This window comes from Phaeobacter sp. CC-HEC084 (assembly GCF_059429255.1).
Window position 1 is genome coordinate 1,604,573 of the sequence record NZ_JCAIJQ010000002.1, and the last position, 12,342, is coordinate 1,616,914.

Sequence of the window (12,342 nt, forward strand, 5' to 3'; positions counted from 1 at the left end):
TGCAGACCAAAGGTCACTGGTACCTGCGGTCACATCCTTGTGGACAGGCTGTGAGAGGCACCTTATCTGCAGGATATGACAGACGAAAACACCACTCTAGATGCCATCGGGTTGCTTTGCCCCCTGCCCGTTCTGAAGGCCCGCAAACGGCTGAAGGCGCTGGCGCCGGGCGATACTTTGACCATGCTGGCCGATGATCCTGCGGCCATTATCGATGTGCCGCATTTCTGCGCCGAGGCCGGGCATGAGTTCCTTGGCCAAAGCGACGGGACCGGTCACCAGATCTACCGCATCCGAAAAGGCGGCTGAGATCCCTATTTACATGGGGCGAAAGCCAGGTCCACGCACCTGAACAGGTCAGTTTGTCTCTCTCTCGGGACCAAGCGCCGGAGTGTCCTGGCTGAAGGTATTGACCCAGCCTGCATCAGTGCGCTGCCAGATGGAACTGACGTACATCACCTCTTCCACCTCCTTACCGCAGCGGCTGTAGAGTGCGCGGTAAGACAGCAGTCCGTGATCCGGCCCCAGCGCCCTGACCTTTGCCTCCGAGATCTCGTAGCGGTCAATCGACGCACCAGCGCTGATCTGCGCCACGTGATCCTCCCGGCCCGCAAAGCCGTCCGGGTAAACCCCCAGAAAATCCGCACTGAGCAAGGCGGCGTCGGCTGCACTGTCGCCGGTCTGCAGCGCCTGCCAAACCCGCGCCTCACACTCCAGCAGTGCGTTCAGTAGCTCTGTGTCGCTGTGCGGCCGCGTCTTTGCCATGGCGATCCCCTCAGTAATGAAAAAGGGGCGGACCCTGTGGCCCGCCCCGATATCAGTCTCAGCTTCCCAGTGACCACCAGCCGCGGCGCTTGGGCTTGGGCGGGGCTTCCGGTTCTGGCGCTGGCGCAGGTTCTGCCGCTGCCACAGCCACCTCGGGCTCCTTGGTTTCCGGTTCTGCTGCCTCAGGGGCCGTAGCTTCCGGCTCAGCGGGTTTCTCGGCCTCTTCAGGCGCAGCGGTCTCCGCCTCGGCAGGTGCAGTTTCGGCGGCTGCCTCTTCTGCCGCCGGTTCCACCTCAGGCGCGGCCTCCGGCTCAGCAGCAGCAGTTGCCTCGGCGGGTTCTACCGCCTCGGGCTCTTCCGCAGGCGCAGCCTCAGCGGCATCGGGTGCAGCTTCCGCTTCGGCAGCTGCTTCCGCAGGTGCTTCGGCAGCAACAGCTTCTTCTGGCTGCGACGCGGGGCTTTCGGCTTGGTCGGGCTCTGCGGGTTTCTCTTCGGTCACCGCATCTGCGGTCTCGGCCTCTGCAGCCTCTGCCGGTTTATCGGAAGATTTTTTGCGGCTGCGGCTCTGGCTGGTGCGGGTGCGACGGGTGCGTTTGGCAGGCTTCTTCTCTTCCTGCTCAGCACCCTCTTCCGCGCCCTCCGCCTTGGCCTCGGCTGCGTCAGCGGGCTGATCAGACTTGGCGTCCTGCGCCGAACCGTCTTCCGTAGACTTGTCACCCTCCGCAACTCCAGCAGACTGGTCTTTATCACCTTCGGACTGATCGCCGTTGTTCTCGCCATTGTCCTGATCCGAGGATCCGGACTTGCGCCGCCGCCGACGACGACGCTTGCGCTTGGGTTTGTTCTCACCATCGCCTTCGGCCTCAGGCTGGGTCTTGTTGCCCTCGTCGACAGAGGTTGTCTCCTCTGCTTCCGCAGCCTCACTTTCGTCGGCATCGATCTGATCCATGATCGAAGTATCAACAGAGACCACGGGCGACGCGGCCACTGGAACAGTGCGCGATGCGGTTTTGAACTTCTCCAGCTCGAAATCCGGGCTGACCAGATGCGGGTGGCCCTCGATGCGCACGGAGAGACCGTAGCGCGCTTCGATCTGCGCGATATGTTCGCGTTTCTGGTTCATCAGATAATTGGCGATGGCCACCGGGCATTTCACCAGAACCTCGCGCGAGCGGCGGCGGGTGCCTTCTTCCTCGATCTGACGCAGGATCGACAGAGCGAGCGAGTCGTCCGAGCGGATAAGGCCGGTGCCATGGCAATGCGGGCACGGCGCCGTTGTCGCCTCGATCATGCCGGGGCGCAGACGCTGACGCGACATTTCCATCAGACCAAAGCCGGAAATGCGGCCCACCTGAATGCGGGCGCGGTCGGTCTTCAGCTTGTCCTTCATGCGCTTTTCGACGGCGGCGTTGTTCTTGCGCTCGTCCATGTCGATGAAATCGATGACGATGAGGCCCGCAAGATCACGCAGACGCAACTGGCGCGCCACCTCCTCGGCGGCCTCCAGGTTGGTCTTGAGCGCGGTTTCCTCGATCGAGGCTTCCTTGGTCGCCCGGCCGGAGTTGACGTCGATCGCCACCAGCGCCTCGGTCACACCAATCACGATGTAACCGCCGGATTTCAGCTGCACCGTCGGGTTGAACATGCCCGCCAGATAGCTTTCCACCTGATAGCGCGCGAACAACGGCAGCGTCTCGTTGTAGTTTTTCACGTTCTTGGCGTGGGACGGCATGATCATCTTCATGAAGTCCTTGGCGATGCGATAGCCGCGCTCGCCTTCAACCAGAACCTCGTCGATCTCGCGGTTATAGAGGTCGCGGATCGAGCGTTTGATCAGGTCGCCCTCTTCATAGATCTTCGCGGGCGCGATGGATTTCAGCGTCAGCTCGCGGATCTGTTCCCAGAGGCGTTGCAGATATTCATAGTCGCGCTTGATCTCGGCCTTGGTCCGTTTGGCACCAGCGGTGCGCACGATCAGGCCCGCGCCCTGCGGCACGTCGAGTTCGGTCGCGATATCCTTCAGCTTCTTGCGGTCGGCGGCATTGGTGATCTTACGGCTGATGCCACCGCCACGGGCAGTATTGGGCATCAGTACGCAGTAACGGCCCGCCAGCGACAGATAGGTGGTCAGCGCCGCGCCTTTGTTGCCGCGCTCTTCCTTGACGACCTGCACCAGGAGAACCTGGCGTACCTTGATGACTTCCTGGATCTTGTAGCGACGCGGACGCGGTTTGCGCGGCGGACGGATGTCCTCGCTGTCGTCCTCGTCAGCAACGGATTCGATGGTCTCATCTTTCGAGGTCGCGTCGGACTTCGCGGTGTCTTCTTTGTCGTCCTCGTCCTTGTCGTCAGATTCGTCTTGTTCGGCAGACTCAGCCTTGTCGGCTACATCACCGTTGTCCGCACCGGCATCCTCGACTGTCTCAGCATTGGCGGCCGCGTCATCGCCAGCCGCTTCTTCGGTGCTGGTAGCCTCTGCACCGTTCTGATCGTCGCCATCCGGCTCTTCAACCGGGGTTTCCGCGACGGTCTCCATCGGCGAGGTGCCCTCGGGGACCTCGGCAAGCTTGTCATCCGCAGCGCCGTCTTCGGCCTCCAGATCAATGGTTTCCATACCCGCGATTTCAGCCTTTTTCGGGCTGTCTTTTTCCCGGGCCTGGGTGGACGCATCATCACCATTGTCCTGCGGCGTGACCTCTTTGGTCTCCACCGCATCACCGGCGTTCGCCTTGGCAGCCTTGGTGCGCGAAGACTTGCGGCTGCGCGAGCGCGAGCCACGGGACGGTTTGCTTTCTTCTTCCTCGTCGCGGGCGCGCATCGCCTCGGCGTAGGCGCGCTCTTCTTCCATCAGCGCCTCACGATCGGCGACGGGGATCTGGTAATAGTCCGGATGGATTTCCGAAAACGCGAGGAACCCGTGGCGGTTTCCACCGTAATCGACAAAGGCCGCCTGAAGCGAAGGTTCGACCCGTGTTACTTTTGCGAGATAGATATTGCCGGCAAGCTGGCGTTTGTTTTCGGATTCAAAGTCGAACTCCTCGACCTTGTTTCCATCAACCACCACGACGCGGGTCTCTTCCGCGTGGGTGGCATCGATAAGCATCTTCTTGGCCATGTTTCCTTGGTGCACCTGCCCAGTGCAAACAAAGCCCCTCCTCTTCCGGGGGGCTGCGCGTGTTTTGGGTGGTGTCTTGTCAGGGCGATTTCAGACTGCGCGCCGCAGGTCAGGGTCCCGAAACATGCGTCCGGCCCTTTGTCCTGTATGCTCTTCGCTCTCGCGCGCGTCATCGCGGTTCTTCTCCGACAGGTGGGATATCCCGAACCCTGCCATGTTATTCCTTCCCGGTCGTACCGGAAGAGGTGCTAGGCTGCCCCTTCACAAGGGGCAAATCGGTCTGCCTCAGCTTTCTCGGTTCTTTCCGGACAAAAGCATGAGACAGCGAATCTCATAAGGCTGGATGCGAAAGAGGCATCCTTTTCCTGTATTTTCAGCATAAGGCCTGAAACCGGGAAATGACAATGGCCATTCGGCACGGGTATTGCTGAAAGTGTAAACTATTCTTCCTTAGACGGTATTGGTTAACAAATCCCCGAAAACTGCGGTGTTTTTCCGCAAAAAGCGACCTGAATGGAAAACGGCGCCGGTGCATCCCGGCGCCGCATCAATGTCGATCAAAGCCAAAACCTGCCTCAGCCAGGTTGCAGTCCAAGCCTGCAGCTGTCAGCTCAGGTATTCTGAGCGCTGCAATCCGTATTTGGCCATCTTCTCATTCAGAGTCCGGCGCGGCAGGCACAGCTCCTCCATCACCGAGGCGATGGAGCCCTTGTGGCGGCGCATGGTGTTGTCGATCAACATACGTTCAAAGGCTTCGACGTATTCCTTCAGGGGCTTACCTTCGGTGGTCATCACAGGCTGCATTTCCTCGTGATCGGACATCAGCAGCGATGCGATGGTCCCCGATCCACGTCGGGATTGCAGAACCGCTCGTTCGGCCACATTGATCAGCTGGCGCACGTTGCCCGGCCAGGGGGCCTGCAACAGCTGTGCTGCCTCCTGCGCGGTGACCTGCGGTGCCTCGCAGCCGTATTCTTCAGAGAATTGCTCGCTGAAGCGGGTGAACAGAGTCAGGATATCCTCGCCGCGCTGGCGCAGGGGCGGCACGGTGATCCGCAATGCCGCAAGGCGGTAGAACAGATCCGGGCGCAGCGCGTCCTCGCAGGTCTTGCCCGCCTCCTGTAGGTTCGAGATGGCGATGATACGGGTTTCGCCCGGCATACCCTGTTCGTTGATCACGCTCAGGAGTTTGGCCTGCAGCGCCTCGCTCAGCGCCTCCACGTCCTCTAACACCAATGTGCCGCCGCGGGCCTCTTCAATGGCGGGCAGCAGGCTGTCCTCGGGTTGCATCGGACCAAACAGACGCTTCGATAGGGCCTCTTCCTCCAGCGCCGCGCAGGAAACCAGAACGAATTTCTTGCCCGCCCGGCTGCCGACGGCATGCAGGGCGTGGGCCACCAGCGTCTTGCCGGTGCCGGTTTCGCCATCGATCAGCACGTGCCCGTCGGCTTGGCCCAGATCCAGAATATCCTCGCGCAGGCGCTCCATCACCGGGCTCATCCCGATCAGTTTCTTCATGATCTGGCCGCCATCGGACAATTCGCGGCGCAGCGCCCGGTTATCGAGCGTCAGGCGGCGGGAGTTGGTGGCCCGCTTTGCCAGTTCCGACATCCGGTCCGGATTGAAGGGTTTTTCGAGGAAATCGAAGGCCCCGACGCGCATCGCCTCAACCGCCATCGGCACATCGCCATGACCCGTGATCATGATCACCGGAAGGGCGCTATCGCTGCCCATCAGTTTCTTCAGGAACTGCATCCCGTCCATGCCAGGCATCTTGATGTCGGAGATCACGATCCCCGGGTAATCCGAGCCCAGAACCTTCAGCGCGTCCTCGGCGCTGGCAAAGGTTTCAGTGTCATAGCCCGACAGGGCCAGCCACTGGCTGATCGACTGGCGCATATCCTGTTCATCATCAACGATCGCGATTTTCATAGCCTGTGCCATGCGCGGCCTCTCCATCTTTAACGCCGCTTATTCAGCGGCTTCGATACCGTCCACAAGGATCGGCAACTGTATTTCAAACACGGCGCCGCCGTTTTGCCCGTTGCGGGCAATCAGCCGCCCCCCGAGGTCGTTCACGATCCCCGAGGAGATGGCAAGCCCCAGTCCGACCCCATCGCCGGGCTGTTTGGTGGTGTAGAAGGGTTCGAACAGATTGTCGAAATCCTTGATCCCGTTGCCATTGTCGCGCACCGACAGGGTTGCTGTCTCGCCTGCGGCCAGCAGGATCTCCACCTCGGGGTCCTCTACAGATTTGGTGGCATCCAGTGCATTGCGCAAGAGGTTGACCATCACCTGCTCCAGCCGCAACCGGTCGCCCATAACGTAAACCGGCTGATCGGGCAGCATTCGGGTGATCTTGACCTGACGCTGACGCAGCTGCGGTTCCATCATCGACAGGGACGACGCCAGCGCATCGCCCATGTTTACAGGCGCAAAGGCATCGCCTGCCTTGCGGGCGTAAGATTTCAGCTGCCGGGTAATGGCGCCCATGCGCTCAATCAGATCATCAATACGCCCAAAGGAGGCAAGTGCCTCTTCGGGGCGGTTGCGGTTGAGCAGCAGCCGCGCCCCGGCCAGATAGGTTTTCATCGCCGCCAGCGGCTGATTGAGCTCGTGACTAACCGCCGCTGACATCTCCCCCAGCGCCGCGAGTTTCGAGCTTTGCGCCAGGCTTTGTTCGGCCACGGCAAGGGTTTCCTGCACCCGTTCCCGTTCGGCGATTTCCCGCTGCAGCCGTGCGTTCAATACGCGAAGCTCCGCCGACTCGCGCTGGAACAGCGCCATGCGCAGCGCCGTCTTGCGGCTGAGCGCATAGAAGGCCAGTGCCAGCAGAATCGCGAATCCCATGATTTCAAGCGCCAGAACCGCGTTCACCCGCTCGCGGATCGAGGCATAGGTGGTGAAGGAGGTTAGCCGCCAGCCCTGGAACGGCACCCGCGTTTCCAGCCGCATCACCGCCTCGCCCTGCAGGTAGGCATCAGCCGGCAGGACGGTCCAATCCGCGGTTGCCCGGATTGCGCGCTGAATGGCGCCCTCCGGTGTTTGCAGGCGCAGTGCGTCGCGCTCTTCCTTGCCGCGCCAGCGCGCTTCGGTCGCCAGAACGATACGGCCGGTGCTATCGCTGACCATCACCGCGTCTGAAATCCCCGCCCAGGCCCGTTCGAATTTCTGTAGATCGACCTCGATCACGATCACGCCGAGCGTCCCGGTGGTGTCAACAATGCGCCGCGAATAGGTAAAACGATAGCCGCCTACCTCGCGTTCAATGACGGAAAACACGGTAGATTTGGCCCGAACCGCATCGACGAAATAGGGCGCGTTACGGTGGGTTTCGCCCAGGCGGTTGCGATTGGTCGCCGCCACGGTACGCCCGTCGCTGGCCAGCAACATGATTGAGGCAGCGCCGATTTCTTCAACAAAAGAAATCAGTCGGTGGGTGGATAGCGAAAAATCCTGACTTTGCAGCGCTGATATCAGCGCCTGGTCACGCGCCAAGAGCTGCGGCACGATGGCATGGCGGCGCAGCTCACTGACCAGGTTTCCGGAATAAAGCGCAAGGCGCAGTTCGGCCCGGTTGCGGGTACTTTCGGTGAACCGGTGCGTCAGCATTCGGTTGGTCACCCAGACCGTCGTTGCCGCCACCGCCATGAACAGGACCAAGGCCAGCCGCGCCCGCCAGGAGATCGTGCGCGATCTTGCGGCGGACCCGGATTTGGCCACGGGGAGTTCTGTGCGATCAGGCGGGGTGCTCATAGGCTTAACCTATTGCGGCTGCCCGCCTGTCTCAAGTCACGCTGTAGCAACGATCCCGGTCAATGCGCGGAAGACTGCCGTCCCGTCGGTGCCGCCATGACCTTCGTCCGCCGCGCGTTCGGGGTGCGGCATCATTCCCAGAACCCGGCGGTTCTCGGACAGGATCCCGGCAATATCAGCAACCGATCCGTTGGGATTGTCGACATAGGAGAAGGCCACCCGGTCCTGATCCTTCAGCGCCGCGACAGTGTCGGCGTCTGCATAGTAGTTGCCATCGTGGTGGGCGATCGGGATGCCGATGACGTCCCCTGCCGAATAGCCTTCAGTAAAGACACTGTTGCTGGTCTCGACCTTCAGGTCCACCGTGCGGCAGATGTATTTCAGCCCCGCGTTGCGCAGAAGGGCGCCGGGCAGGATGCCGGTCTCGGTCAGGATCTGGAACCCGTTGCAGACACCAAGCGCGTAACCGCCCCGGTTAGCGTGCTCCACAACCGCCTGGCAGATCGGCGATTGCGCCGCGATAGCGCCGCAGCGCAGGTAATCGCCGTAGGAGAACCCGCCGGGCACGCCGACAATGTCGATGCCTTCGGGCAGCTTGCTGTCCTTGTGCCAGACCATGGAGACATCAAATCCGGCCTGTTCAAAGGCCACGGCAAGATCCCTGTCGCAGTTGGATCCGGGGAAAACGACAACGGCAGCACGCATCAGGGGTTCCTTCCTAGCTTGCGAAATCGGTAATGACCGCCCCAACCCGAAGGCGCCGGGCGGTCAAACGCGGCCAGATCGCGCTGGCCTTTAAAAGAGAGATGGCGCGGGTCAGCACTTTGCGCGACGCGGGCGACGGATCCGGCAGGGTTACCAGCTCCAGCGGCTGGCGAAAGCCGATAAGCCGCGCCGCCCGCATCGGTCAGGCCAGCTCGATCTCGTAGGATTCGATCACGGTATTGGCGAGGAGCTTCTCGCACATGTCCCGTACATCCGCCTCGGTGGCGTCGTCGCTCAGTTCCAGATCGATGACCTTGCCCTGACGGACGCCTTCGACCTTGTCAAAGCCCATGGCGCCAAGCGCGTGGCGGACCGCCTCGCCCTGGGGATCCAGAACTCCGTTCTTCAGCATCACATGCACCCGTGCCTTCATCGCGTCTTTCCTCAGCTTTCGGTCACAAAGCCCGCCACGGGCTTGTTGTTGTCAGATCTATGCCCTGCCTGCCATCTTCACGGGACCACAGCCCCGGATAGGCGGGACGGGTCGGTCAGTTGACCAGAGTCGGCTTTCCCGCTGCGGGCGGGTTGTTCGGCATCACGCCCAGACGGCGTGCCACTTCGGTATAGGCGTCGGTCAGGCTGCCCAGATCGCGGCGGAACACGTCCTTGTCCAGCTTCTGGCCGGTTTCGATGTCCCACAGGCGGCAGCTGTCCGGGCTGATCTCATCAGCGACAACCAGACGCTGGAAATCACCATCGTAGACCCGACCGATCTCGATCTTGAAGTCGACGAGGCGAATGCCCACAGCCAGCATCACGCCGGACAGGAAATCGTTGACCCGCAACGCCAGGCTCAGGATATCGTCCATGTCCTGCTGGCTGGCCCAGCCGAACGCGGCGATATGTTCCTCTGTAACCAGCGGGTCACCCAGCGCGTCGTCCTTGTAGCAATACTCGACGATGGGGCGTGGCAATTGCGTGCCCTCGTCGATACCCAGACGTTTGGACATGCTGCCGGCCGCGTAATTGCGCACGATCACCTCAAGCGGGATAATCTCGCAGCTGCGCACCAGCTGTTCGCGCATATTGAGCCGCTTCAGAAAATGCGTCGGCACGCCGATCTGGCCTAGCCCCTGCATGAAGAATTCGCTCAAGAGGTTGTTCAGAACCCCCTTGCCCTCGATCACGTCCCGCTTTTCGGCGTTGAACGCGGTGGCATCGTCCTTGAAGTACTGCACGATGGTTCCGGGCTCGGGACCTTCATACAATGTCTTGGCTTTGCCTTCGTAGATCTTCTTGCGACGTGCCATGAGGAACCTTTCGGGGGTCAGGGGCGGGAATCCGTCCCGGTTTCTTGCCGCTCTCTTAGTGCAAGCGACATTGCGCCGCAAGCGCGGCGCGCGGTCACAGGCTTGCTGTGAAGGGATATTTGGTTCCGCAGGCCGCTCTTGGCGCTATTGCAGTGCGCCCGGGGCAGGCGCATAGTCATTTCATGCCATAGTGCGGAACAGGAGGAAATGATGAGTACTTTTGACAGTCGCGAGCAGGCTTTCGAGGCCAAATTTGCCCATGATGAGGAAATGCAGTTCAAAGCGCAGGCCCGCTGCAACAAGCTGCTCGGTCTCTGGGCGGCCGAAATGCTGGGAAAGTCCGGCGATGCAGCCGAGGCCTATGCCAAAACGGTGGTTACCGCCGATTTTCAGGAACCCGGGCACGAGGACGTTATCCGCAAGCTGGCGGAGGATCTGACCGGCCGGGTGAGCGCCGATGACATCCGCGAGAAGATGACCGACACGCTGGCCCTTGCCAAGGAACAGATTCTGTCCGAAATCAGCTGAGGCATGCATCTCCCGCCCAGCTTGGTCGGGAGGGGCATTAACTGAAATCATCGATATTAACTGAAGAAGAACGCCTTCTTTGGTATTCTCCTGCGCGAACCGCTGGTGCGGCGATTACGCAGGGATGCTGATGACAATCCACACTCTCCCTCTTTCCGGTGCAGGCCGCGGCCGCCGCTGGACGAGCCTGAAGGACGGTTTTGGCGCCGGTTTCCGGTGGGCCGCGCCTGTGGCCATGACGGTCCTGTGTCTCTGGGCCTTCGAGGCAAAACTTGGCCTTCCCTCCCTTGCCGAACTTGGTCACACACTAGCCGCCTTGCCCGCATGGGGCTGGCTGGGGGCCTCTATCGCCACTGCAATCAGTTTCTGGGCTTTGGGGCGCTATGACTCCGTGGCACACCGCCATCTGCAAACCGGCCTTGATGGCGCCGCGGCCCGCCGCGCCGGAATGGCCGCCATCGCGTTCTCACAGACAGCTGGCTTTGGGCTCATCACCGGCACCTATGCCCGCTGGCGCCTGCTGCCGGGTCTTACCGCGCTGCAGGCCGCCAAGATCACTGCCCTTGTCGGGTTCACCTTCATGGCCACGCTGGCCGCTATCGCCGGGGTTGCCCTCGTGCTCTTCCCGCCAATACAGGGGTTTGGCTGGATTGGCGGGCTGTTGCTGGCCGGTTTCATCTGTGCGGTTGCGGCCAGCTTCTGGTTTCCGGCCCTGAGGATCGGAAAGCTCAGACTGCGCTGGCCTTCACTGATTGCCCTGACGGCGATGATGGGCTGGACCCTGATCGATGTGGTGGCGGCGGGAACTGCTCTTTGGATGCTGCTGCCGGATACGGTCCAGATTGCCTGGTCAATGTTGGTGCCTGTCTATCTGATCGCCCTTGGCGCTGCGCTCCTGTCCTCCGCCCCCGGTGGCGCCGGTCCACTGGAGCTGACGGTCTGCGCCCTGCTGCCAAGCGCGGATACGGGCGCCCTCCTCGGCGCCCTCGTCGCCTTTCGTCTTGTTTACTACGTGCTGCCTGCTGCGCTGGCCTGTGGCATGCTGTTTCTGCCGGGTATGGGCCGCGCGAAATCCAGCGCCCCGACCGATGCTGACCTGTTGGGCGCCCGTCGCACCCCTCCCGCAGATCTGCCCGCAAGCCGTGCCTGCGCCGAAACGGCAATCATCCGGCAGAACGGAGGCCACGTGCAGGCCCTGGGCCTCAATCAGCTTGCCGTGCTTGACAGCCCGCAATGCACGGTAGCTTTCTTTGATCCCCTGTCGGGCCAAACGCCCGAAGTCTTTGCCCCGCTTGCCGCCTATGCCCGGCAGCGGAATGGCTCTGCCTGTTTCTACAAATGCGGCGCCCGCACTGGGACGCTGGCCCGCAAGGCCGGATGGAGGATCCTGCGCATCGCGCAAGAGGCCGTGGTCCGGCCCACCACCTTCAGCGATAGCGGCTCCTCCCACCGGCAGCTGCGCCGCAAGCTCCGCCATGCGGAAAAGGCGGGCCTCAAGGTCATGCAGGCCCCCGCCTCTCTGCCGATCGACCAGATGGGCGCCATCGACGCCGCCTGGCAGTCCACGCACGGACACGCCCACGGCACCACCATGGGCCGGTTCGAACCGGGATATCTGGCCGAGCAGCGCGTGTTCCTTGCCTGGAAGGACGGGCGGCTTGAGGGATTTGTCAGCCTGCACGCCACGCCCGGAGAGTGGTGCCTGGACCTGATCCGCATCGTGCCTGACGCGCCGGATGGCACAGGCCACGCGCTGGTGCGCACCGCGATTGCTGCCGCCGCGCTGGAAAACGTGCCGCGCCTGTCGCTGGCGGCAGTGCCCGACCACCGCTGGGCCAAGCATACCGATCCGGGACTGCGCCGGTTCAAATCCTGTTTCGCGCCGCGCTGGGAGCCACGCTATCTGGCGTCGCCCAGCTGGCCGCAGATGGCTGTCTCCCTGATTGAGCTTTTGCGTCTTGTGCACCGCCCGGGTCCCGTGCAGCCAGTCCTGCAGACCAGTAGCGATGACGCAGGCCAGACTTCGGACGCAGAGAATGATCTCCTCGACCGCTATCCGGCTCATAATGAACTTGAGCAAAATGAAATTGCCCTGCGCGCCGCGCCGTGACAGGAGGGGCCACTCCGCACTGGCCCGCCAGTGCGCCCCAGTGCCAACCCTTT

11 protein-coding genes are annotated in these 12,342 nt (G+C 62.0%); 4 read left to right on the forward strand and 7 right to left on the reverse strand.

Going from position 1 to position 12,342, the window contains the following annotated elements; all coding sequences use genetic code 11:
* Positions 1–75: 75 nt before the first annotated feature.
* Positions 76–309, forward strand: a complete 234-nt coding sequence (locus AC5SSZ_RS08025; RefSeq protein WP_274827971.1) for a sulfurtransferase TusA family protein — start codon at positions 76–78, stop codon at positions 307–309.
* Positions 310–357: 48 nt separating this feature from the next.
* On the opposite strand, the gene AC5SSZ_RS08030 is transcribed toward AC5SSZ_RS08025, so the two are convergent.
* From AC5SSZ_RS08030 to purQ, 5 genes are all read right to left on the reverse strand, one after another.
* Positions 358–765 carry a DUF4440 domain-containing protein gene (locus tag AC5SSZ_RS08030; RefSeq protein ID WP_495437802.1) on the reverse strand — a complete coding sequence of 136 codons (408 nt, stop codon included), beginning with the start codon at positions 763–765 and terminating at the stop codon, positions 358–360.
* Positions 766–823: 58 nt separating this feature from the next.
* Positions 824–3,880 (reverse strand): Rne/Rng family ribonuclease, encoded by a 3,057-nt coding sequence (locus AC5SSZ_RS08035; RefSeq protein ID WP_495437803.1) that lies wholly within the window; start codon positions 3,878–3,880, stop codon positions 824–826.
* Between the two features lie 606 nt (positions 3,881–4,486).
* Positions 4,487–5,824: a sigma-54-dependent transcriptional regulator gene (locus AC5SSZ_RS08040; RefSeq protein WP_065273386.1), complete on the reverse strand. Its 1,338-nt coding sequence runs from the start codon at positions 5,822–5,824 to the stop codon at positions 4,487–4,489.
* Positions 5,825–5,851: 27 nt separating this feature from the next.
* On the reverse strand, positions 5,852–7,636 hold the full coding sequence (locus AC5SSZ_RS08045) for an ATP-binding protein (RefSeq protein ID WP_065273385.1): 1,785 nt from the start codon (positions 7,634–7,636) through the stop codon (positions 5,852–5,854).
* Positions 7,637–7,672: 36 nt separating this feature from the next.
* A complete protein-coding gene (purQ, locus tag AC5SSZ_RS08050; RefSeq protein WP_495437804.1) occupies positions 7,673–8,341 on the reverse strand; it encodes a phosphoribosylformylglycinamidine synthase subunit PurQ in 669 nt (222 codons plus the stop codon).
* A gap of 32 nt (positions 8,342–8,373) precedes the next feature.
* Between purQ and AC5SSZ_RS08055 the strand changes: the two genes are divergently transcribed.
* Complete coding sequence (locus AC5SSZ_RS08055; RefSeq protein WP_495437805.1) at positions 8,374–8,565, forward strand: hypothetical protein; 192 nt, start codon at positions 8,374–8,376, stop codon at positions 8,563–8,565.
* Here the strand turns inward: AC5SSZ_RS08055 and purS are convergent.
* The gene (purS, locus tag AC5SSZ_RS08060) at positions 8,544–8,774 is read right to left on the reverse strand and encodes a phosphoribosylformylglycinamidine synthase subunit PurS (RefSeq protein WP_065273382.1); all 231 of its coding nucleotides are present in this window, start codon (positions 8,772–8,774) and stop codon (positions 8,544–8,546) included. The two genes, AC5SSZ_RS08055 and purS, sit on opposite strands and share 22 nt — an antisense overlap.
* 115 nt (positions 8,775–8,889) lie before the next feature.
* Entirely contained in the window at positions 8,890–9,651 is a 762-nt protein-coding gene (gene purC, locus AC5SSZ_RS08065; RefSeq protein WP_065273381.1) for a phosphoribosylaminoimidazolesuccinocarboxamide synthase, read from the reverse strand.
* A 210-nt stretch (positions 9,652–9,861) separates the two neighbouring features.
* On the opposite strand from purC, the gene AC5SSZ_RS08070 reads away from it, so the two are divergent.
* A complete protein-coding gene (locus AC5SSZ_RS08070) occupies positions 9,862–10,179 on the forward strand; it encodes a DUF1476 domain-containing protein (protein ID WP_274833887.1) in 318 nt (105 codons plus the stop codon).
* Between the two features lie 130 nt (positions 10,180–10,309).
* Positions 10,310–12,289 (forward strand): phosphatidylglycerol lysyltransferase domain-containing protein, encoded by a 1,980-nt coding sequence (locus AC5SSZ_RS08075; RefSeq protein WP_495437806.1) that lies wholly within the window; start codon positions 10,310–10,312, stop codon positions 12,287–12,289.
* The last annotated feature ends 53 nt before the right edge of the window (positions 12,290–12,342 follow it).

Excerpts from the sequence above, each read along its gene's own strand:
- purS (WP_065273382.1), bottom strand. The coding sequence starts at position 8,774 with ATGAAGGCACGGGTGCATGTGATGCTGAAGAACGGAGTTCTGGATCCC.
- AC5SSZ_RS08030 (WP_495437802.1), bottom strand. The coding sequence starts at position 765 with ATGGCAAAGACGCGGCCGCACAGCGACACAGAGCTACTGAACGCACTG.
- AC5SSZ_RS08025 (WP_274827971.1), top strand. The coding sequence starts at position 76 with ATGACAGACGAAAACACCACTCTAGATGCCATCGGGTTGCTTTGCCCC.
- AC5SSZ_RS08035 (WP_495437803.1), bottom strand. The coding sequence starts at position 3,880 with ATGGCCAAGAAGATGCTTATCGATGCCACCCACGCGGAAGAGACCCGC.
- AC5SSZ_RS08040 (WP_065273386.1), bottom strand. The coding sequence starts at position 5,824 with ATGGCACAGGCTATGAAAATCGCGATCGTTGATGATGAACAGGATATG.
- purQ (WP_495437804.1), bottom strand. The coding sequence starts at position 8,341 with ATGCGTGCTGCCGTTGTCGTTTTCCCCGGATCCAACTGCGACAGGGAT.
- AC5SSZ_RS08075 (WP_495437806.1), top strand. The coding sequence starts at position 10,310 with ATGACAATCCACACTCTCCCTCTTTCCGGTGCAGGCCGCGGCCGCCGC.
- AC5SSZ_RS08055 (WP_495437805.1), top strand. The coding sequence starts at position 8,374 with ATGACCGCCCCAACCCGAAGGCGCCGGGCGGTCAAACGCGGCCAGATC.
- AC5SSZ_RS08070 (WP_274833887.1), top strand. The coding sequence starts at position 9,862 with ATGAGTACTTTTGACAGTCGCGAGCAGGCTTTCGAGGCCAAATTTGCC.
- purC (WP_065273381.1), bottom strand. The coding sequence starts at position 9,651 with ATGGCACGTCGCAAGAAGATCTACGAAGGCAAAGCCAAGACATTGTAT.
- AC5SSZ_RS08045 (WP_065273385.1), bottom strand. The coding sequence starts at position 7,636 with ATGAGCACCCCGCCTGATCGCACAGAACTCCCCGTGGCCAAATCCGGG.